At 44.1% G+C, this 20,746-nt stretch carries 16 protein-coding genes and 1 pseudogene; 4 read left to right on the forward strand and 13 right to left on the reverse strand.

All coding sequences use genetic code 11. The features are described 5' to 3' along the window. The first annotated feature begins 292 nt into the window (after positions 1-292). On the forward strand, positions 293-664 hold the full coding sequence (locus tag MUCPA_RS11835) for a metallophosphoesterase family protein (RefSeq protein WP_157543881.1): 372 nt from the start codon (positions 293-295) through the stop codon (positions 662-664). On the opposite strand, the gene MUCPA_RS36020 is transcribed toward MUCPA_RS11835, so the two are convergent. Then, the gene (locus MUCPA_RS36020) at positions 644-2,614 is read right to left on the reverse strand and encodes a sensor histidine kinase (protein WP_008506615.1); all 1,971 of its coding nucleotides are present in this window, start codon (positions 2,612-2,614) and stop codon (positions 644-646) included. The two genes, MUCPA_RS11835 and MUCPA_RS36020, sit on opposite strands and share 21 nt — an antisense overlap. 294 nt (positions 2,615-2,908) lie before the next feature. Here MUCPA_RS36020 and MUCPA_RS11845 point away from each other — a divergent pair, with 294 nt between their 5' ends. After that, complete coding sequence (locus tag MUCPA_RS11845) at positions 2,909-3,250, forward strand: Hsp20/alpha crystallin family protein (RefSeq protein ID WP_008506616.1); 342 nt, start codon at positions 2,909-2,911, stop codon at positions 3,248-3,250. Positions 3,251-3,550: 300 nt separating this feature from the next. Here the strand turns inward: MUCPA_RS11845 and MUCPA_RS11850 are convergent, their stop codons facing one another. The 6 genes from MUCPA_RS11850 to MUCPA_RS11870 form a co-directional block, all read right to left on the reverse strand. Beyond that, positions 3,551-3,970, reverse strand: a complete 420-nt coding sequence (locus MUCPA_RS11850) for a hypothetical protein (protein WP_008506617.1) — start codon at positions 3,968-3,970, stop codon at positions 3,551-3,553. 16 nt (positions 3,971-3,986) lie between these two features. Then, positions 3,987-4,226, reverse strand: coding sequence for a hypothetical protein (locus MUCPA_RS11855; protein WP_008506618.1), 240 nt, complete (start codon positions 4,224-4,226; stop codon positions 3,987-3,989). A 314-nt stretch (positions 4,227-4,540) separates the two neighbouring features. Beyond that, entirely contained in the window at positions 4,541-4,726 is a 186-nt protein-coding gene (locus tag MUCPA_RS38835) for a LytR/AlgR family response regulator transcription factor (RefSeq protein ID WP_233276863.1), read from the reverse strand. 29 nt (positions 4,727-4,755) lie between these two features. Beyond that, on the reverse strand, positions 4,756-5,208 hold the full coding sequence (locus MUCPA_RS38840) for a LytR/AlgR family response regulator transcription factor (RefSeq protein ID WP_233276864.1): 453 nt from the start codon (positions 5,206-5,208) through the stop codon (positions 4,756-4,758). Next, on the reverse strand, positions 5,205-5,885 hold the full coding sequence (locus tag MUCPA_RS11865) for a sensor histidine kinase (protein WP_050982086.1): 681 nt from the start codon (positions 5,883-5,885) through the stop codon (positions 5,205-5,207). The genes MUCPA_RS38840 and MUCPA_RS11865 overlap by 4 nt, the downstream gene beginning before the upstream one ends. 98 nt (positions 5,886-5,983) lie before the next feature. Beyond that, positions 5,984-6,244, reverse strand: coding sequence for a hypothetical protein (locus MUCPA_RS11870; RefSeq protein WP_008506619.1), 261 nt, complete (start codon positions 6,242-6,244; stop codon positions 5,984-5,986). 195 nt (positions 6,245-6,439) lie between these two features. Between MUCPA_RS11870 and MUCPA_RS11875 the strand changes: the two genes are divergently transcribed. Beyond that, positions 6,440-7,006 carry a hypothetical protein gene (locus MUCPA_RS11875; protein ID WP_040625859.1) on the forward strand — a complete coding sequence of 189 codons (567 nt, stop codon included), beginning with the start codon at positions 6,440-6,442 and terminating at the stop codon, positions 7,004-7,006. Here MUCPA_RS11875 and MUCPA_RS36970 read toward each other — a convergent pair. Then, positions 6,977-7,120: an SDR family NAD(P)-dependent oxidoreductase gene (locus tag MUCPA_RS36970; RefSeq protein ID WP_233276865.1), complete on the reverse strand. Its 144-nt coding sequence runs from the start codon at positions 7,118-7,120 to the stop codon at positions 6,977-6,979. The genes MUCPA_RS11875 and MUCPA_RS36970 overlap by 30 nt on opposite strands. Positions 7,121-7,307: 187 nt before the next feature. Between MUCPA_RS36970 and MUCPA_RS11880 the strand changes: the two are divergent. Beyond that, positions 7,308-7,576, forward strand: a pseudogene (locus tag MUCPA_RS11880) (winged helix-turn-helix transcriptional regulator). A gap of 372 nt (positions 7,577-7,948) precedes the next feature. Here the strand turns inward: MUCPA_RS11880 and MUCPA_RS11885 are convergent. The 5 genes from MUCPA_RS11885 to MUCPA_RS11905 form a co-directional block, all read right to left on the reverse strand. Further along, positions 7,949-10,684: a glycoside hydrolase family 2 gene (locus tag MUCPA_RS11885; RefSeq protein WP_008506625.1), complete on the reverse strand. Its 2,736-nt coding sequence runs from the start codon at positions 10,682-10,684 to the stop codon at positions 7,949-7,951. Positions 10,685-10,704: 20 nt separating this feature from the next. Next, positions 10,705-12,351 (reverse strand): glycoside hydrolase, encoded by a 1,647-nt coding sequence (locus MUCPA_RS11890; protein WP_040625860.1) that lies wholly within the window; start codon positions 12,349-12,351, stop codon positions 10,705-10,707. 45 nt (positions 12,352-12,396) lie between these two features. Next, on the reverse strand, positions 12,397-13,962 hold the full coding sequence (locus tag MUCPA_RS11895) for a RagB/SusD family nutrient uptake outer membrane protein (protein ID WP_008506628.1): 1,566 nt from the start codon (positions 13,960-13,962) through the stop codon (positions 12,397-12,399). 18 nt (positions 13,963-13,980) lie between these two features. Beyond that, complete coding sequence (locus tag MUCPA_RS11900) at positions 13,981-17,097, reverse strand: SusC/RagA family TonB-linked outer membrane protein (RefSeq protein WP_008506630.1); 3,117 nt, start codon at positions 17,095-17,097, stop codon at positions 13,981-13,983. Positions 17,098-17,388: 291 nt separating this feature from the next. Then, a complete protein-coding gene (locus MUCPA_RS11905; protein ID WP_040625862.1) occupies positions 17,389-20,742 on the reverse strand; it encodes a tetratricopeptide repeat protein in 3,354 nt (1,117 codons plus the stop codon). Between the last annotated feature and the right edge of the window lie 4 nt (positions 20,743-20,746).

Below are 20,746 nucleotides of genomic sequence, written 5' to 3' on the forward strand. Positions count from 1 at the left end.
TTGGTATTACTTTTACTATACGTTCTCTTAGAGCAGGTAATTACGTGCCAATACCAATCTAAAATTAATATATCACTTGCTAAAAAATTGATGATAAAAACTCGTGAAGTATTTTATTAATGATTTGAAACATCATATTGTTTAGCGATATCCACGCGAATCTGCCGGCCTTGGAGGCTTTTTTCAAAAGTGTTGAGAATAAAAACTTGGAAATGCCGCGGCTGATGGCACTGAGGCATTCCAGGAAGAAAGTGAAATAAGCCGATCTTCTTACCTATGTACAAATTCCCTATTGGGTGATGAACAACGCAAATTATTACGTAACCTGCCTTTACATATAAAGTTGGAACTACTATTCGGGGATAAAATAGTAAAGCTATTACTTGAACATGGAAGTGCAACCAGTATAGATGAGTTATTAAATGAAGATTATTTATTTGACATGATGCAAAAGGCAGACGCCGACATTATGTGTTTTGGACATACTCATCAACCTTATCATAAAACATTAAAAAGAAAAGGAACTGATATTATTGTCGAAAAGTACGCCATTAATATTGGATCAATTGGAAAACCCAAAGATAGGGACCCAAGGGGTTGTTATTTAATTTTTAAATTAAATGAGCCTGAGTATAAGGCTGTTTTAGTTTGTAAAAGCTGGTAGAGAAAATGTAAATGTCGCTCCATGGCCCGGGGTGCTTTCTACCCAGATCCTCCCGCCGTGCCGGTCAATAATGTCCTTGGATATATAAAGTCCCAGGCCGAGCCCCGAGGTCTTTCGCTCCTGCTCTTTAACACGGTAAAACTGGCTAAAAATGTGCTGCTGGTTTTCAGGCAAAATACCGGGACCCTGGTCTTTCACAGAGATGCGAACCTCATTCCCGGTCCTGATAGCAATCATGCTTACCTCCCTGGCGTCCGGCGCATACTTCACGGCATTACCCAGTAAATTGGTGAGCACCTGTTCCAGCCGCATCTTATCGCCCGAGACCAAAAGCTCTCCATCTGCCGCCATTTTCAAATTATAGTGGGGATGGGTCTGCTCAAACGTATCGGTTATTTCGTCCAAAAGATCCGAAAGATCAAAAGGTTCAAAATTCAACTGTAGTTTACCGGCCTGGATTTTAGATATATCAAACAGGTCATTGACTAACTCGTTGAGTTTGGCCAATTGCTTCAGTGCCTTTTCTGCAAAACTTTTGGCAATACCATCCGGAACCGTTCTTTCTAATATCTGCAAAAAACCGCTCATCGAAGTCAGTGGCGTCTTAAGCTCATGGGAGGCCAAGGCGATAAATTCATCTTTTTTATTGCTCAGATCCTTTACTTCCTCAAAGAGCCTGGAATTATCTATGGCAACGGCAGCCTGTGAGGCTACGGTAACAACCAGGTCTTCATGCTCTTCTTTAAAAATGCCAGCTTGTTTGTGGCCAAAAAAAAGCCCGCCGATGACTACGCCCGAATGAGTAATAACGGGAACCGCCAGGTAGCTCACAACCGGCAAATGGCCTTTGGGCATACCAAAATAGGGTGAATTTTTTCCATAACGCGGATCTTTTGTAATGTCATCAACCCGGACAACGTCCTCACCGCTAAAGGTCGGATGGAAAACAGCCGTGTTACGGGGCATGGGAAAGTTTTCAAAAGCAGCCCGTGGCGCCCCGGAAATGGTATAAAGCCAATAGGATTCACCGCCCTGGTCTACCCGGTTATAGAAGAAGGCACCGAAATCCGCGCCGGTAAGCCTGGTAGTAGCATCGGTCACTCTTTGTAAAATGTGTTGCAGATCAAGATCCTCGTTAATGCTTTTACTGATTGAATTAAGGATTTCCATACGCTCCATGCTTTTAGCGACGGACCGCTCTGCTTCTTTTTGCGCTGTAATGTTCCGGGCTATTTTTGAAGCCCCGATGATTTCGCCGGCTTTGTTGAGGATGGGAGACACCGTCAGTGATATGTGCAACTGTTGTCCCCCTTTGGTTCTGCGGATAGTCTGGAAATGATCTACCTTTTTTCCGGCACGAATGTTTCCGATAATTATATCTTCTTCATTCAGACGCTCCGGCGGTATTAGTAATGAAATATGTTGACCAATTGCTTCCTGCTCCGTATAGCCAAACATTTTTTCTGCGCCGATATTCCAGCTGGTGATGATGCCTTGCAGGCTTTTACCGACAATGGCATCGTCCGAGCTGGCGACAATGGCGGCCAGCCTGGCCTGCTTTTCTTCGGCAGCATTTTCTTCGATGATACTGCGGGCAATCTGTGACGATCCTGTAACTTGTCCCTCCTGGTCCCGGATAGGCGAAATGGTTATAGACACGGGGATTTCAACGCCTTCCCTGGTTCTGCGAATCGTTTTAAAATGTCCGATCCGTCTCCCCTCCATAATATCACGCATGATGTCCATTTTTTCCTGCTGCCTGTCCTGCGGGATCAGCAGGTAAACCGATTCATCGATTATTTCCTCATGACTATAGCCGAATAGCTGTTCAGCTGCCGGATTCCAATGGGTGATCCGCATATCAAGGTCATGGCAAAATATCGCGTCGTCAATGCCTTCAAATATGGATTGCAGGGTTGATAGCTCTTGTGAATGCTGAAGTCTGGTCATTAGTATTCGGTGCGGCCAGAAAACGGCATTATCTGTTCAGTGGCTCTTTTTGTTTGATTTAATCTAATAATAACCTTAAAAACACAGAAAGGTTTTAAGCCCTTGAAGAAGGCCAGGCCGATGAAAATCTGGCAGCGCAGCTGTAAATTTTTCAGATGCCCGCTGAAAAAAATTCAGTTTTAATTCCATTTCTGGCTTTGGCATCTCACTTGTAGTATTGCTGCCGAACGATCGTTCTTTAAGTTTAATAGACTAAATGGTTTGATCCTTTAAAAACAATTAAAAGAAAAGATTATGACATTGGTTAAATTTAATCCCGACAAAAGAAACAGTTCACTATTACCAGGTTTTAGTGATGTTTTCGATTCTATTTTTAATGACACTTTTTTCAATGATTGTATGGTAACCCGCGTACCTGCCGTCAATATCAGCGAAACGGAAAACAACTATCATCTGGAACTGGCTGCGCCGGGTCTGAAGAAAGAAGATTTCAAACTGAACCTGGAACGCAACGTGCTGAACATTGCTGTTGAGCAAACCGCCAGTCAGGAAGACAACCAGAAAAATTACAGCAAGCGCGAATACAGCTATAACTCTTTCATGCGTTCCTTTTACGCTGCCGGAAAGCGCGGATGACAGCCATTGATGCTCATTTATCCAACTTTCGAAGTATACGAGATCAGCTCGGCCCATTGTCGTGTAGGACAACCATTCATGTTCGAGATGATTGAATAGTGTGTTAATGCTTGCAATAAAAGAGCGTGGCGAAGATCCTTCTGATTTGATTTTAGACATGGTTGAAGATTTTTATGTTCAGCACGAATAAATGGATGCCTCCCGCTAGTATTAATATCTCTAATAAACTTGGGCGTATAAAAGCGATTGAATTACGAAGTTTAATCATATTATATCAGTCGATAGTATACCGCGTTTGTCCTAATTAGCGGGGGCCCTGTTACTGGTCATTTCTACAGAGGAATTCGCGTCCATTTTAGTGATTCTTTCCAAATCTTTTTTTGTTGCGAAAAGGGCAACACTTTCATAAGAAAGCTTATCAGCACCAATAAATGACCGGATCATTAAAGCAGTCTTTACACTTATTGCTGTAAATGATAAGATATCATCTTTTGAATTGAGTTCGCCTCGGTCGAATTGATCGATCAAATCACTCATGCTTCTCAAGCAATCTCTGATTGTTCCCCATAATTCGCTTGAAATGATCGCCGCCGCCTCTTCTGAAAGTGAGCTATACTCTATAAGAATTGTCCTGGCGTCTTCACGGGCCTTTTCCATATGATCAATCTCACTGGGAATGGGCAAACTCGCATATATTTTAAAACGCCCCTGGTTTTGCATGATTTTAATCAATAGGTCAACCGATCGCGCTGGTATTATCCAGGTCCGCCTCGAAAAGGTACTGTTCGTCGATCCGGACATTGATAGGCCGAAGCGTACCAAGGGTCTGCTCGGCGTCCTTATACACTGGCGAGACATCCGCGCGGCCCAAGTGCTCGTCCATATTTTTTTCGAAATCCGTGGTTTCTCCAGACTGGACATAATTCGAACCATTTGGTGGAACAATTGATGCTTTTGAGCTCGTTGCAACCAGCATAACGTGGGATCTATTGCTACAGGACCTACTTGAGGGTAAAGTTTATAAAAGCCCCTCTCTTCTTTCCTGTAAATTACTATTTTTCATTGGATTAAGGCCAAAATGATATCTTAAGAAAAGAGTTCAATGTGCTTTACGTCAAAACACAATAATTGGCGGGACATCAAACTTATTAATGTGCGTTTATTTGCCATTGACCGATCCTTATAGTGTTGCAGCCATGAAATATTACAATTAGTATTGAGAAAACCAGTAACGATTTAGTACCTCCACCTAACTAATAGTATTATAAAAAGCTTCCCGGTAAACTTCCCCTAATGCGATGCGGATGCCGCCGATCTGGATCTTGTTACGTTCGATGCTGACGATCTCAGGGCCACTATAAAAGATTTGTGAACGCGCATGAACTGAGGTTGTGGTAAGATCTCTTCCAGCTTTTTCATCGTTTGCAGGCTAATGATTTTTTCATTGGCCGTATGGATCGTTATATAATTCTGCATGCCTTCCACATATAGAATATCGGCTGTATTCACCCTAAACAATTTGTGCTCTGTTTTGACAAATATGTAGTCGCTCTGTTTCCGGTGGATGGCTGGTTGGCTAATGAAGGGATGGGGTCGCCTAAACCTTTCAGCACCACCGTCGCTTTTTCAACTGCCTGATAAAAACGCTCGAAGGATACAGGTTTTAACAAATAGTCAGTCGCATTAAGTTCATAACACTCTAAGGCATGTTCCGCGTAGGCAGTCGTAAAAACCACCTGACATTTTCCGGCGATCAGTTTGATGAGTTGAAGACCATTCAGCTCAGGCATCTGAATATCTAAAAACACCAGGTCGATGCCACCTTCGGTAATTTTAGCCAAAGCCTTCAAGGGATCTGTAGTGCTTAATACCACATTAATCGCAGGCATCCGGGCCGCATAGTTGAGCAGTACGTCCAGGGCTAATGGTTTATCATCTGCGAACGGGCAATTGATCATATTAATTTTATTTTGAGATCTATGGAATAGCTATCAGCTTGTTTGCTAATGCGAAGTTCGTGACGGTTTGGATAGATAAGGGATAAGCGGCGGCGGACGTTAGGAAGTCCTATACCTACCCTTTTATCTTTTTTCAACGGTTTGACCTGATTGGTAACCTTAAACTCCAGCTCGTTGTTTTCTAGGCTAATTAAGATCAGGATCGGATTATCCGGATCATTGAAGGCTCCATGTTTGAATGCGTTCTCTACAAAATTGATCAGGATCAGCGGCGCGATCACATAGCCGCTGAAACTGCCTTCCGTACGAAAGTCAAAGTAACAGTTGTGTTTCTGCCAGACGCGCTGGAGTTCGATCACATTTTCAAGATAGGCGATCTCATCATCCAGCGGAACGAACTGCTCTTCGCTTTCTCGGAGCATATATCTGAGCAAGCCCGATAGCTTCAGTAAGGCAGCCGGCGCTTCTTTGGCCTGCTGCTGCGTAAGCGCGTATATGTCATTGATGGTATTGAACAAAAAATGCGGGTTCACCTGGGAGCGCAGAAATGCCAGCTCCGTTCTCAAATGCTCCTTTTCCGCGATCTCTTTTTCCACACGCAAGGAGCGCCGGTCCGTTAGATAGCTGAGCAGTAAAGCTAGAAAGATATTGATAAAATTCGCACCCAGGGTTACCATTACCGCGAAGCGAAAATCCAGATCGAGCTGATAGGTTTTCTAGCCAATAAGCGGGTATACACGTTGTTCCATCAGGTAATATACCGGTGTAAACAGGATCACACAGCTGACGATAGAGGCCAGGTATTTGACAGGTTACCTGACTTCAAAAAACGGGGGATCAGGAACAGGTAATTTACATAAAAGAAGGCGGCGGCGCAGCTCACCTGTAAGATCTTCACTGGCAGGAGTATCCGAAAGGCAAGGCCCCAGTCAACCTGGGTCCCCAATACGCCCGTACCCAACGAAACCAGCAGGGTCTGGACCAGTATGAGCAACCAGTACCCCGCATGTAAAAGGACAATCTGCCGTTTATTCATGGTTTAAATTAAAACAATTTAATTTTTCAGAAAGAATGATTTGGACAACGTACCTGATCTTCCTGACAAACCAGCTGATAATAAGGATAAGATCTTGTCCGCACTGGAAAGGTTGCTGTCAACGTAATTTGAGGTTTGGTCAATCGCATTGGTTGCGGAATGGCCTCAACTGCATTTTTGCGGCATAGATTAATTATGAAAAAGATAACCACCTATTTGAAATTAATATTAGCCTGCGCTTTGCTGCACCTGACCGTCCCGACAGCTGCCCGACCGCTATCCTCAGATCAACCTACTGTCGGGGAGGAAAACATTGTTCGCTTTATTAAGATTTGGGGCCTGGTCAAATATCGGTTCAACAGCGAGTGCCGAGGGGAGATTCAATGCCGACAGCGTGTTTTTGCACTATATCCGCTGGTCAAAGACGCTAGTGAACCACAGTTTAATAGCTCGATGCTGGCGTTTACGGAGCAGTATGCCTCCGGGATCGTAAATTCAGGCAGCCATACGGCACGTATTACTAGCGGACAGCGGTTAACACTTAATAAAGATCATGCCTGGATCAATGACCCAGCCTTAGGTTTACTGCTCCAGAAAAAGCTGAAGCAACTGGTGAACACTTATAATCTCGGCAGTAAGCATCATTATATGAACAACGTTTTTTACGAAGGCGATTTACCCAATGAACCGGCCTATGCCGATTACAGGTTCAGGGAGGAGGCGATGAATTTTTTAAGTCTGGCCAGTGAGTCCTGCAGTTGAAGAAATAGTGACGATATGTCCGGATTTCTGTTTACGCATGACGGGTAAAACCGCTTTAGTAACCTTCATCGGGCCAAACAAACTTGTTGTTAAATGGCCTTCAATCTCTTCCATGGAAAGCTTTTCGAAATAACCTGCATTAAAGTTTGCGGCATTATTAACACATAGGGAAAGTAACTATACTATGAATGATATTAATTTCAATAGTCACCATGAGATCACCGCCAGTTGCGGCGATTGTAACGCAATAACAGTCCGGGACGCTTTAGATGTTTTAAGTGGAAAATGGAAACTTCAGATCATGTTGGCTCTTTCCAAAGGTGCCTCGAGATTTAAACAGGTAGCTAAAGAAGTTCCTGGCATAACGACAAGATGTTGTCGGAAGAACTGAAAGATCTTGAATTAAACCAACTTGTCAAGCGTGAAGTTCATGCAACCTTTCCACCTACAGTCGAATACACCCTAACAAACCATGGCAAGACTTTGGACAGGGTAATTGCAGAACTCTCTGTTTGGGGAATTGCCCATCGGAACCAAATTTTCGGCAAACAATCAGGAAAACAAGAATAGTTATAAGTTTGGGAGGCCAATTTGAACTAGTTCATGCTGTGTCATCGCCGTATATAGGCGGACATGATTAATTGTCTGCCAGTGCCTAGGGCATGGTTCGAGAGTAATTAAAACCGAAATGTTTAAACATTCTATTAAAAGGCGATTAACTAAAAGCCACGTTCGTTTCACTGGAGGTCATTACTCACCTTATTCATTCGCTCAAAAATAATTTTGTATAGTGAGGCGATGAAGCTTCCACTTTGGCCCTTCATATAAAATACTTAATTCCTGGAACCCACACTTAACGCGGGTTAGAAGCGAGCTCGGACCGATCTGATAAATTCAAAGAACGGGTTTATGACCGGGCTTTTAAGGGATGCGACCGTTAATTTACTTAATAAAGATTTGCAAATCAGAACTGCTAAGACTTGAAATTGGTGCAAAATCCTTACCACCAGCATATCTCAGGAGACTATGCCTAAGTTGTCTTGCAACAGGGCGCTCAGTTAAATTATGATGTATATCCATAGAGCAAATAATAAGCTTACCAATGCCTACTTTAAATTCCAATATATCTGCCATATTCCTGTTCTTAAAAAAGTTATCTATTACTCGGACTATCGGGAGTGGCTGAACAGGAAGCATATCAGTAATCATCGTTTTTGAATTGGTTACCAAATCCCACCATTGCCAGTCACTGTAATTAGCTGTAGGGAAATCAGCAAGGGCAGGATGGGCCGGGTTTACCAGCAGTCCCATACTTCCCGGCTGATCCGGAAAATGGACAGGGCTCCAGAAAACAGGTGCAAACCGACCACTGACCCCTTTTATTGCCGCTGTATCAGGATTCAAGACAACATTTGCTCCTTTTTTCAACCAACTCAATGCGCTATCTGCCGACGTTGTGAAAATTACATTTTTGGGCGCTTCTGCTATTGTTGACGGATATACCCAAATGCTCCAATGATTACTGATAGTACTAGAATTAACAACCCTTAAGGTTACCTCCAACTGCATGGCCTTGGTAATTGATTCAAGATTGACACTGAATTTACCGATCTGTTGTCCGTTACCAACTGGAATGGCCTTTTTATCCAACTTTCCGCTAAACAGCACTTTTTTTTCTTTATCGTTTATAGACCAGATTAATTGATCCGTTATTGTTTTATCAGAAAAATTCGCCATTTCTACCGAAGCCGAAAACACCTCGTTATTGGTATAGGTGGCCTTGCCGAATCTGAGCAAGGGCACTACAGGCCCGCAAAACCGGCGGAACTCTTCAGGTGTGATTATGCCTTTACTATCCCAGAAAGCATTTAGCAAACCTACAAGCGCAGTTCCTTGTCCGGGAAAATCATGAAGGTCGAGTAGTTGAAAACCACCCACACCTGAGGTTTTGAGGGCGCGCTCAATTTCTTCTTTATAAAGGTTTGCTGCCAAGTTACCACTGGCTTTTAAATAGGGGCCGGCCAGATTAAGCATTCCTTTATTTCGAAGATCATTGCGGATGGCCTTAAAATTCATAGGCTCCAGAACTCCTTTATATTTAGAAATTTCACTCAAGTCGGGATAAACAGAATATTGACCAACTTCGTGAATTACGAGCGGCACCGGGATATTTTTTATCGCATTGCTGTAGTCAGTTTTAAAGTCGGGAACGTTCGTATTGAAAATTCCCTGCCCCCGCACCCAGCCCTCATCCGTATATTGGGTAATAAAATAGTCGTCTGTCGGCTCGGGGTACTTACCGTGTCCCTTTTGAAAGCTAAAAGTAGTGGTAGTATAAAGCCGTCTGCTATCCTGCGCTTTCAATTGCCTTACCAAATCCTGAAGCCAGTTAAAATCGCCTTCAAGTTCATTACCCATACTCCAAAAACAAAATGAAGGGTGATTCCCGTAATTTTGTATGATCCGGACTGCCTCTTCCTTCAGGTATGATAACGTTCCGGGGTCTTTGCCTACCGTGAGGCTCCATAAAGGCAGTTCAACATGCAGGTAAAATCCAAGAGAATCGGCTACTTTAAAGGCTGCTTCGGGAGGGCACCAGGAGTGAAACCGAATATGGTTTAGTCCATATTGCTTCGCGGTGTTAAAAACCTTATACCATCCGGCTGCATTCATCGGCGGATGGCCTTCCAGCGGAAATATGTTGCATTCAAGCGTTCCCCGCAGAAACATCTGCCTCCCGTTGATGCGGAATTGGCCTTTCTCTGAAGACAGATCGCGGAAGCCAAATTGCTCTGTTCTGCTGTCGATCACCTCGCCTGACTTATTGGTTACATCGATTTTAAGCTGATAAAGCCGGGGATTAAATTCATCCCATCCCCGGGCATCCTTTACCTTGATGATGAATTTCGTATGCCATAAACTATCGCCTGTAATCACGATGTTCCTTGTATCTTCAACAACTTGTAGTCCTTTTAATATTCTTGCCCTGACATAGTACTTTTTGTCTGCCCGTCCGGGGACAAAATTGATATTTGCTTCTACCGAGCTGTTTTTTAAACTGGGAAATACCTGTACCTTCTCTATCGATAAAGGAAGCCGGTCGACAATCTCCATGTTTCCGATTACGCCATTCCAGATAATTTGTGTGCCGTCTGTATAGGCATGGGCAAAATCATTTACGCTGATATCATGCTGCTTCCGGTTATCCACACGTAAGGTAATCTGGTGCACTCCTGCTTTCAGTGTTCCTAAATCGAAAAATTGCGGAGCAATCAGGCTTTCCTGTGTACCAACCGCGCGGCCGTCTATCCAGCAATCGGTATTCCAGATCACACGCTCAAGCATCATGCGGGCTGCCTGCATGTTATGCGGGATTGCAATGGTACGCTGGTACCACACCGCGCCGGTATATTCATGCTTCCTTGACAAATGCATCATCACCTGCTTGTTAAGTTTCAGCGTATCTGTCTGAACCGGCTTCCCGATGCCCGCGTCATCAAGTGTTCCCGGTAAAGTGATTCTTCCCTGCAACTTCTGGCTGTACCATTTTTCAGGTATCCCTTTATCAAGAGGATCCAGTTTAAAAGCCCATGTTCCGGACACGGGTACCCGCGTGTGCTGTGCAAAAACTGCAATACTCAAAAATAGCGTCACAAATAAAACTAATGATCTTCTCATAGAAAATTGATCCCGGGTTATTATTGATAAGTTCCTGTTAAAGTAGTCACCGAACGCCCCTCTAAAGTAAGCTTATTTGTAGTGACAGTTGATTTTTGCAAGTTCCTGGAAGCACTTGTGGTAAAAACATCAATGTTTGCATTGGCAAGTTTGATTGCGTTTGTATCCAGCGTGTATTTTTTTTCGTTGCCACTGGTGTTGATGATCACAATAACAAACTGCTTGGTCGCCGGATTTTTGTAGGCTGAAACCATTTGAGAACCGGCTGCAACAACAGCGTCCGTGATATCACTGATAGCTGCACCTACCCTGATCATTCCCGGCCTGATGAACCGTGAGTAATTACCCAGGCACCAAAGCTGCTTGGAATCGCTTACAATGCCGTCACTTTTCATAGCGTTCAGGTCATAACCGCCTGCTGGATCAGTAATATAAACCAGTCCGTCACTATAATTGTAAGTATCAACTGCCAGCCACCACTGCCAGGAACTGACGTTAGCGACCGTAAGGTCATTGTGGACAACTTTAGCAACATACAGCCCGTAGTCGATACTCAGATTCCGAGGATAGCCGTTTGCCTGACCGCAAATATCACCGAGAATTCCAAATTCCGACTGCCATAACTGAAGCGATGGCGCAATACTATTACGCTTGTTTGCAACATTCTGACGGTAATTTACCAGGTCACTGCCTGGGCAGGTAGTAAAATAACTATGGGCAGAAAGCAAATGTTCTAAAGCCGAAACGTTACCGATATAATTAGATGAAGCAGGGTTGAAGAACTGATTGATCTGGTCCCCGCGATTATCGCTATTATTTGCATCCAGTGAATTCCATTGATTGGCTTCGCCAAGAGCGATCTTAGCAGATACCCCGGCAGACTGTATTTTAGGCCCTAAAATTCTTACAAACTGCGCTATATCGTTATTGGTAGCGCCGGTACCTTCCTGGCTCGGGTTTTCACCCCAGTTCCATTGCGGCTCGTTAAAAGGGCTGATAAAATTAAAAGGCGTACCGGTACTTTGAAAGTGCTTTGCAACAGCGACAAGAAAATCTGCAAATGCTCCCTGCTTATCTGATTTCAAATTGAGCTGGCTGTTCGCCAATCCAAAGGCTTTGTTATTTACCGTGTACTGGACGGGTGGTGAAACGGAAAATCCCAGAAAATTTTGAACTCCCCTGGATTTGGCTGCTGCTAAAAACCATTGCTGCCCTGCCTGCTTTGTCCAATCGTAGGTGCCATCCGCATTTAAAAAACACTCTTCACGCCGGTATTCATCTGGAATGCCGCTGGCTGTGCCCTGTTCAAAGCTTCCTGCTCCGATGTTAAAACGCCAGAGCGATAATCCGATACCTTTAGGATTACCATTGGCATCATTGTCCATGCTGAAAAGATAATCGGCGATCAGGTTCTTTTTAGTGGAATTAGCCCATTTACCAACAAATTTTGTTGTCCAGCAATCAGAAGCTCCAAAACTACTGACGGTTTGTTTTTCGTCCCCCAGGTTAATGACAATTTTTACTTCTGCCTTATTACAGGTATCTACACCATTTACATAGCAATGATTGTCGGTTTCCGGCATTACTGTTTTTTTACTGCACCCGGATGCAGTAGTGAATAGTAGCAGGCAAAGTGAAATAAAACTAAAATGTATCTGTTTCTTCATTTTGTATCAATAAGCCGCTTGCTTGCGCAGGCGGCATTTAGTAAATTAGTAACCGGGGTTTTGTGTAATTCTTCCCTGTGAGGCAATAATTTCTTTGGATGGTATCGGCCAAAGATTGTGTTTTCCGGCAACAAAACTGGTACCTTTATTCTGAGGTTCGTTTAGATTGGTCGTTTCATAAGGGTCTTTGCTTTGTTGCGTATTGTACTTAACAAAACTCCCGTTCGGCCCCATGATACTATTGATCACCGGCTGACCACTTTGATCTTTCCATCTCCTGATATCATATAACCTATCTCCTTCAAGCGCGAGCTCAAGCCTGCGTTCCGTACGAACAGCATTGATAAGGTCCCAGCCGCTGAGGTTCATGTTGGTAGTAAGCCCGACCCTGTCTCTGACTGCTTTTAAAGATTGCAAGGCCTGCTGGCTTTGTTGTTGCATAGCTGCTGCTTCGGCGTTCATCAGGTAAACGTCGGCGAGCCTCAGGTAAATATGATCTTTTGAAAACCTGCCATTCGGCGTACGTTCTGATCTCGGTATATAAACTTTGCGGTTGTAACGGGCCGATTTGCATTGTGACGGATTGGCATCAAATGAAGTGTTTGCGGGATCGCCGATCACGGGGAAATGATGACGAATGATCGTCCAGTTCAGCCTAACGCTATCACCCTGAGCCTTAAATGCATTTTCCAGGTCGCTTGTAGGCGTAAAATAGCCCCAGCCTCCTTCTGTTCCGGGCATTGATGTGGTCGGGAAAACATTACCTAAATTGGGATACTGGGTTGAGTACTGGAATTGAATTTCAAATATGGATTCTTTACCGTTATAATTTGTGGTTTGCCAAATGTTACCATAAGAGTTCTCCAGCGTATAGTCGCCCGATGCGATAATTTGCGCGCTCACGCTTTGTGCCTCAGCCCAATTTTCGGTATATAAATCAATTTTGGCGAGTAAGGCCTGTGCCGCGCCTTTTGATACCCGGAATTTATCCGTGGTACTGTATTGAGACTTTGAAGGAAGTATTGCAATGGCACTATTCAGATCCTGTTTAAGAAAACTATAAACATCTGCCGCACTTGTGCGGGTGTAATCGTTTTGCTGGGGCGAAAGCGTTTTAGTGATCAAAGGCACCGCTCCCCAGTTTCGGACAAGCTCGAAATATTGAAAGGCCCGAAGAAATTTGAGTTCAGCGATCAGTTTTTGTTTTGCGCCATCATCAATTTTTGCATTCTGCAGGCCTTCCATGGTCGCGTTGAAAAGGTATATACTTTTGTAAATCTCTATCCAATGCGCCTCTATCCGGTCATTTTCCGGGTTAAGCGTATAATGAGCAGCCTGAACAGCTGTGCCCTGACCGCCATTAACACCGATCCATTCGTTATCGGAAGCGGCTTCGCCGCCAACCTGCTTCCACCATTGTGTTTGCCACCAGTCATCAAAATCAATGTATTTGTAACTGGCCAGTGTTGCCCCGGTGGCTTCGTCAACAGTGTTGTAAAAAGTACCTGATTGAATAGAGTTTCCGTAAGGTTCCTGTTCGAGGAAACTTTTTTTGCAGCTGGTGATAGCGGCCGCAGCCAGTATCAGTATCGTATATTTTAAACGTTTCATTGTGTTTTTTGCTGAATGTTAAAAGTTTGCGTTAAATCCAATATTGAAAAATTTAGGAATAGGATTCTGCCCGTTATCAATTCCGTAACGCAGTACCCCACCGAAAGGAACTTCCGGATTCAAGCCATCATATTTCGTAATGGTGAAAAGGTTCTGTGCGGATATATAAACCCGGACTTTCGCAACACCCCTAAGTGCTTTGGTTGGTACGGTATAGCCCAATTGCAGCAGTTTGTTCCGCACATAGCTTCCATCTTTTATAAAGAAGCTGGAGTTATTTGAAAAATTACCGTTTGGATCTGAAAGACTTAAGATCGGATAGCTGTTGGTGCTTCCCGGTCCGTTCCAAAACTTTTTCTCGTTGCCGCTGATAAAATTGTAATTATAAATAGGGTTCATCCGTACCAGGTAATCATCAGCTATCTTATTGCCGAAGGACCCATAAAACTCGGCGCGGATATCGAAACCCTGGTAGGCAGCCTGGAGCGTTAAGCCCGTAGATATTTTAGGATAAGGGTTCCCGATTGATGTCCGGTCGTTCAAGTCGATTTTATTATCGCCATTAACATTTTTGTACATGAAATCGCCCGGCCTTGCATTTGGCTGCAACACGGAACCATCAGGGCCTTTATAATTCTGAACATCCTGCGCGGTTTGAAAAACGCCGAGTACCTGGTATCCATAATAGCCACCAAGAATATCACCGGCCGCGGTTTTTGTTCTTCTCGTTGACTGGAACACATCATTAGATATCTCATCGTAAAGGATCTGTCCTTTCAAGTCAACGGCCCTGGAGATAAAGTGCTGCAGTGTCAATCCGATACCGTAGGATAATTTGCCGATATTGTCTTTATAGTTGATGGCAAGCTCATAACCGCTTGTACGAATACTACCCACGTTGGTATAAATGGTCGGAATATATCCCTGAGGATAGCCCAATGAAGGCTGCACAGGGAGGTATAACAGCATGTCTTTGGGTGTCCGCCAGTATTTATCCGCAGATACCGACAACTTACTATTGAAGAAATCTGCATCTAAACCAATAGTAACGTCCTGGGTTGTTTCCCATTTGATATCAGGGTCTGGCACATTAGCCGGTACATAACCGTAAATCCTGCTCCTGTCTCCATTGATATAATCAGAAAGCCCCAATGTACTTTCATAAGCTCCCGGTGCGCCAGGCAGATTACCACCTACACGGCCGTAAGAGGCTCTCAGCTTTAAATAATTGAGCCACTTTAAATCTTTCATAAATGACTCATTCGAGATCACGTAAGCACCCGAAACGGTAGGGAAATAACCCCAGCGGTTTTTGGGGGACAACAGCGAAGATCCGTCTGCCCGGAATGAACCTGTCAGGTAGTAAGTTTCATTGAAATCATAAGAAACTCTTGAAAAATAGGAGTTCATCTTACCGAAAGGGCCCGCCCCCGGCTGGTGTGTACCGCTACCGTCTGCAAGCGTGGCTCCCGCAGAAATATACCTGTAAGGTTCAGCATCATAAGGAATGTCCTGGCGGAAGACATAAGTATTATTATAAGTATAGTTATCAGCCGACTGGCCTACGAGGATATTGTAATGGTGCTTACCTATCGCCCCGATGTAATTGAGGGTATTATCAATTTGCCAGCGATAATTAACTATCGTATTTTGAGAAACGCCCGATTTGTCGTTCCTGTCCTGCGGATCAATAAAATACTTCGGATTATAGTTCGTCTGATTTAGCGAATTATAAAATCCTGAAAGACTGGTTTTAAAAGTCAGCCCTTTTATTGGGTTGATCTCCAGGTAAGCTGACCCTTGCGTACCGAATTGTTTGGAGTTATTGAAATCACGGGCCATTGCGGCCACAGGATTGTTGATGTTGTTGAAATTTGACCGGGTGAACTGGCTGTACTGCGGATTGTAAGCGGTAAAGCTCCAGCTCGGATTAGACGATGCATAAGCATCAACGTCAGACTGCGTTTGAGCTACAGACTTGGTGACCGCCACGTTTGGCGCGATTGACATCACATTAAACAGGCCGGTTCCGCCGCCATCACCGTAAGTCTCAAAACGCGGTGCCAGATTTACCCCGATTTTAAATGCTTTGGATATTTGATAATCAATATTGAACCTCGTTGTAATTTTTCGGTAATCGCCAGTACTGCGCTGCGCATTAAAATTCGTCGTCTGGTCAAAATAGCCTGCGCCGCCATAAAATGAAAGCCCGTTCTTAGCCCCAGAGGCACTAACATTGTAATTATGCGTATACGCATTTTTTACAGATGCTTTCCACCAGTCCGTATTAATGTTGGTCACTGCTCCGGCTGGAGGTAATGTTTGGTTATTATTAGCATAAATCTGCTTATAAAAGCTAACATATTCATCGGTTTGGGCCAGGTTTGGATTTACCCAGTGGCTCATCCCGGAAGTCCCGTTAAAATTGATCTGAACTTTGTCTTTCCCCCGTTTGGTGGTAATCAATAAAACGCCTTCGCCTCCCCTGGAGCCATAAATGGCTGTTGCCGCAGCATCTTTCAAAACATCTACCTTATCAATATCAGAAGGGTTGATATCGTTTAGGCTGCCGAAGGACGTTATAACACCATCCACGACGATCAAGGGGTCGCTGGAACCGGTGATGGTTGCAAAGCCCCTGATCAGTAGCTTGGGCTGCGCGCCGGGAACTCCTCCTCCCTGGAACACCTGGAGTCCGGGCACCTTGCCCTGTAACGCATCTGCAACGTTACTCGTCGTGGTGGGCGCAATATCTTTGGTGCTCACCGACGAAACCGCTGTGGTTACGCTCTTGCGGGTAATAGTTTGGTAGCCAATAACTACCGCTTCATTGAGCATGTTATCGGATGGGCTGAGCTTTACTTCGTATTGCTGCGAATCGCTTACCGGCACCTCTTTTCGGGCAAAACCGATATAAGTGAATACCAGGATGTCTCCGGCCTTTGCATTTAACTGAAAATTGCCCGAGGCATCGGATACCGTTCCGCCTTTTGAGCCTTTCAGCGTAATACTTACCCCGATAAGGGTCTGATCGGCGTTATCTGTTACCCGCCCTTTGATTAACCTGGTTTGGGAGAAAGCCAGGTTACACAAGAACAGGAACAACACCATAATTAGTGTAGATCTTCTTTTCATAATTTAATATTTAGGATTGAATTGGTTGAACAAAACTAACGGGAATCAACCTGCGTAACATAGACTATCTTTTGTAAAAACTGGACTATATTATGATTAAGAAAAATACTTTAGAGGCTATTCCCGGTCAGCCATATTCCAGCTAAATCTTGTCAGAGAAATCACCTGTTTTATCCTCCCGTCAGGAACACCCGTAAGCCTGCGCCAGGCTTGTTCCAATAAATCCTAAAACGAAAAAAACGGGATCACTCCCGTTCCTTTATTAAACCAATTATAGAACCAATTTTCTTTTTAAACTTTTAAAAAACTATCTGCCAACTGATGATAGGATGCAGCTAAATCAAGATGGGTTTTCGCGCCAAGGTGCATCGTTTCCATCTCGAGTACTTGCTGAAACAGGGCAACGCTTTCTTTCCGGTTATTTAAACCTAATTGACCGAGGCCCTGTAAATAAAGACAATGAATCCGGTTCAGCAAATTCAAATCTCCATCAAAAACCATCAGATCCGGAAGAGAAACGGCGAAGTAGTCGATCTTAATCTGATCGTCAATATGCTGCTGTCCGTAGCTGATCAATTTATTAAAAATACTTTCGGCACGGTGGTCGTCTCCAATTTTTCTGAGCGCCAGCCCCTGATAAAATATTTTATCAGGTGGCGAATCATTATAAAATACAGCAGCACTCGGATACTCATCTCCAATGGCAGCCGTTTTCCATGACCGACCGGCTGTTTCCTCATCACCTGAAGCCTGGTAAGCGCAACCCAGCCAAAAATAAATATCATTATCACGTGCCCCTGGTAATTTTCCTTCGCCTAAATTGTCAGGATAGCGTAGCGCTTCGTTGAGCAATTCAATAGCCGTTTCAGGGTTCTTCTTCAAAATCGACAATTTGGCCCTTTCCATCAGGCTGTAAGTATATTGAGCAGCCACTTTGCCTTCACCGCCTTCCCAGGGATGGAATTTGCGGTTCATCAGCATATCATATGCTACCCCGAAATCACCCAGAAAATTGCGTATTGCAGCTATCTCCAGGTAAACGTCATCTCTCAGCGTTGCTGTTCCAAGATTTTCCTGTAAAAAGGCCAACCGTTTTTCAGGATTATAATTAAGGCGCTTATAGAGCTGATCAAGTTCCATTAACATCCTTGCATCATTTTTATTAAGTTGAAATGCCTTGTTGAAATGAAAAAGCGCCCTGTCTTTATCCCCGGATTTATTAAACAGCGCAATTCCAAGATTCCTGTTTACAGTTGCGAATTCGCTGTCAATTTGGTAAGATAGTTCCCAAAGGCTGATGGCTTCTGCATACTGGCGCTTATCAAAATACAGGTTACCCAAGTAGTACGGTGCTTTGCTGTCGGCAGGATTGAGCTTCATAGCATTTTTCAACACCTTAATATCTTCCAGGCGATTCGGAAAACAGTAACCCGGGTCTACTACAGCGGCTACCGTCAAATAGTTCATACAACCATGCTGATCACCTGACCTGGAATAAATATAGACCAGGTAATAGTTAATAAGCGGTGTATTGAACTCCTCCTTATTTGCCAGTAATAAGATGGCTGCGGCATCCTGGTATAAGCCCTGATTGATAAAATCAATTGTGCATTCAATCAGGTTGTGCGCAGTGCCGCGGCTCCGGGACTTGAGCAGATTCAAGGTCTGCATGGCTTTGTCTTCCTGCTGAAGTTCCTGATAACATAAGTACAATTGGTAAAGGGCCCCGAAATTAAAGCCGTCGCGTTCAATAGTACTTTGAGCAACGGAAAGCGCTTCAGTAACCTTCCCCATTTTTTTAAGTGCCTGAATTTTGATCAGATAGGCTTTGCCATTCCGGGCATTCCTGTCAATTGACCAGTTGATGTGCTCAAGTGCTTTTTCATAATCCCCCTTCAATAAATCGAGTTGTGCTATAAAATAGTAAGCTGCATCCTGCCAGGCGCTGCTCCATCCGGCTTTAAAAAACGCCTCATAAGCCTCTTCTTTACGACCGAGGTATTTCAAACTAAGCCCCAGGTTAAAATAGGGTTCGCCATCATAAGGATTAGGGTTTCTGGCGATTAAGGTTTTGATTGCTGCCCGAAAAAAAGCTTCACTCTTTTCGAACATCCCGCGTCTGAGATACCACACACCAAGCGCGTTATTATTACGGACATCGCCGGGATCCAGTTCCAATGCTTTTTCATAATAAGGAACAGGATTAAAAGTGGCATGGCGGTACTGTTCCAGGTGCTGCCCTGTTAAAAACAATTGTTCTGCATTGTTGATATCCGCCGGCGATTCTGCAGGTGCCGCAGCCACCGGTATATCTTCGTTTTCCTGTTTTCCGTTATAACGCAGCAATTCTTTGCCATTTTTATCAATTATACTGACAGTAATAGCGTTTTCTTTTATATGATCAGGGCCATTCAACGTGCGGTCATAAATGTTATAGGGGTCTATATCGACAATATCCTCAAACAGCAGATCCGCTCCTATAAAAACCCTGATACCGACTGACTTGTACATTGATGTGGCAAAAACCTTTACACCAAGTTCATTTTGGTTCAAATCAAGACTAAGCAACAGATCCTTGCTTGCATTTTTGATCAGGCCCAGTTCACGGTAAGGAAGAAAGTATTGCGTAAATGACTTTTCTTCAAATGGCATCAGCCAGGTAAAGTCGGGTTGATTATCCGTGTAAACACCCGTCATTAATTCAATATATGGGCCGTCTTCATCGGTGAGATTGCGGTCCCAGGCGATGCCAAAATCTCCGTTGCCCCATGTCCATTGCTTCTTCCCCGGAGAAACGTGATGGTCCGCTATATGCAGCATACCTGCTTTGGAATCATGTTCATAGCCACCTACAAAATCATATGCGGAGTTGACAGCCATATAGGACGTTGGTACCGGGATGTTCTTATACATCGAAATATCCGTTCCAGGGCTGTAGTCGACCTTGTAATAAGTGCCAGTAGCAATGGGAAACGTGGAAACGTCCCGTTTGCCGTGATCAAAAACCGCGTTAACATCCGGGGGAAACACAGACTGATAATGGTCATTAACCTTAACCGCCGGATTGGCCCACCAAAGAAAAGTTTGCGGTAGCGGCGTCGGGTTAGATAGCCTGGCTTTTATTTCCAGGTAAGCGTGGTCCGGGTGAAGGGTAAATCCGGCCATGCCTTTGGTATGGAACATTTTTTCCAGTTCATTTACCCAAACAGTTACACTGCCATCAGTATTCTCTTCAATATTAAAATCTACGGCATCGAAGGTGCTCGGGCGATGATGCTGCGGCCAGTTGAATTCTATCCCGCCGGATATCCATGGGCCGCAAAGACCAACAAGAGCAGGTTTGATCACCTGGTTATAATAGATAAAATGCCTTTCTTTGATTTTATCGTAAGCCATCTGAACCCGTCCGCCCAATTCAGGCAGAATCATTATTTTAATGAAGGCATTTTCGAGGAAAACGGCAGTGTATCCCCGGTCTTCTTTTTCATCGGATATTTTCTCGATCACCGGGTTGGGATATACAACCCCGCTGCTGCCCTGGTAGATCCTTTTCTCAAAAAACATCGGGTTTTTATCAGGCTCTCCGGCCCCGTAGGTCGGGATAATCACTTTTTCTATCCAGGCTTTAACTATCATGTATTTCATATTT

It is taken from the genome of Mucilaginibacter paludis DSM 18603 (assembly GCF_000166195.2).
Classification (GTDB): domain Bacteria; phylum Bacteroidota; class Bacteroidia; order Sphingobacteriales; family Sphingobacteriaceae; genus Mucilaginibacter; species Mucilaginibacter paludis.

Bases quoted from the DNA above. Each gene is read 5' to 3' on its own strand.
- MUCPA_RS36020 (WP_008506615.1), bottom strand. From the start codon at position 2,614: ATGACCAGACTTCAGCATTCACAAGAGCTATCAACCCTGCAATCCATA.
- MUCPA_RS11895 (WP_008506628.1), bottom strand. From the start codon at position 13,962: ATGAAACGTTTAAAATATACGATACTGATACTGGCTGCGGCCGCTATC.
- MUCPA_RS36970 (WP_233276865.1), bottom strand. From the start codon at position 7,120: ATGGAAGAGATTGAAGGCCATTTAACAACAAGTTTGTTTGGCCCGATG.
- MUCPA_RS11870 (WP_008506619.1), bottom strand. From the start codon at position 6,244: ATGAATAAACGGCAGATTGTCCTTTTACATGCGGGGTACTGGTTGCTC.
- MUCPA_RS11855 (WP_008506618.1), bottom strand. From the start codon at position 4,226: ATGCTGGTTGCAACGAGCTCAAAAGCATCAATTGTTCCACCAAATGGT.
- MUCPA_RS11885 (WP_008506625.1), bottom strand. From the start codon at position 10,684: ATGAGAAGATCATTAGTTTTATTTGTGACGCTATTTTTGAGTATTGCA.
- MUCPA_RS11875 (WP_040625859.1), top strand. From the start codon at position 6,440: ATGAAAAAGATAACCACCTATTTGAAATTAATATTAGCCTGCGCTTTG.
- MUCPA_RS11905 (WP_040625862.1), bottom strand. From the start codon at position 20,742: ATGAAATACATGATAGTTAAAGCCTGGATAGAAAAAGTGATTATCCCG.
- MUCPA_RS11890 (WP_040625860.1), bottom strand. From the start codon at position 12,351: ATGAAGAAACAGATACATTTTAGTTTTATTTCACTTTGCCTGCTACTA.
- MUCPA_RS11865 (WP_050982086.1), bottom strand. From the start codon at position 5,885: ATGGTAACCCTGGGTGCGAATTTTATCAATATCTTTCTAGCTTTACTG.
- MUCPA_RS38835 (WP_233276863.1), bottom strand. From the start codon at position 4,726: ATGCAGAATTATATAACGATCCATACGGCCAATGAAAAAATCATTAGC.
- MUCPA_RS11900 (WP_008506630.1), bottom strand. From the start codon at position 17,097: ATGAAAAGAAGATCTACACTAATTATGGTGTTGTTCCTGTTCTTGTGT.
- MUCPA_RS11845 (WP_008506616.1), top strand. From the start codon at position 2,909: ATGACATTGGTTAAATTTAATCCCGACAAAAGAAACAGTTCACTATTA.
- MUCPA_RS11850 (WP_008506617.1), bottom strand. From the start codon at position 3,970: ATGCAAAACCAGGGGCGTTTTAAAATATATGCGAGTTTGCCCATTCCC.
- MUCPA_RS38840 (WP_233276864.1), bottom strand. From the start codon at position 5,208: ATGATCAATTGCCCGTTCGCAGATGATAAACCATTAGCCCTGGACGTA.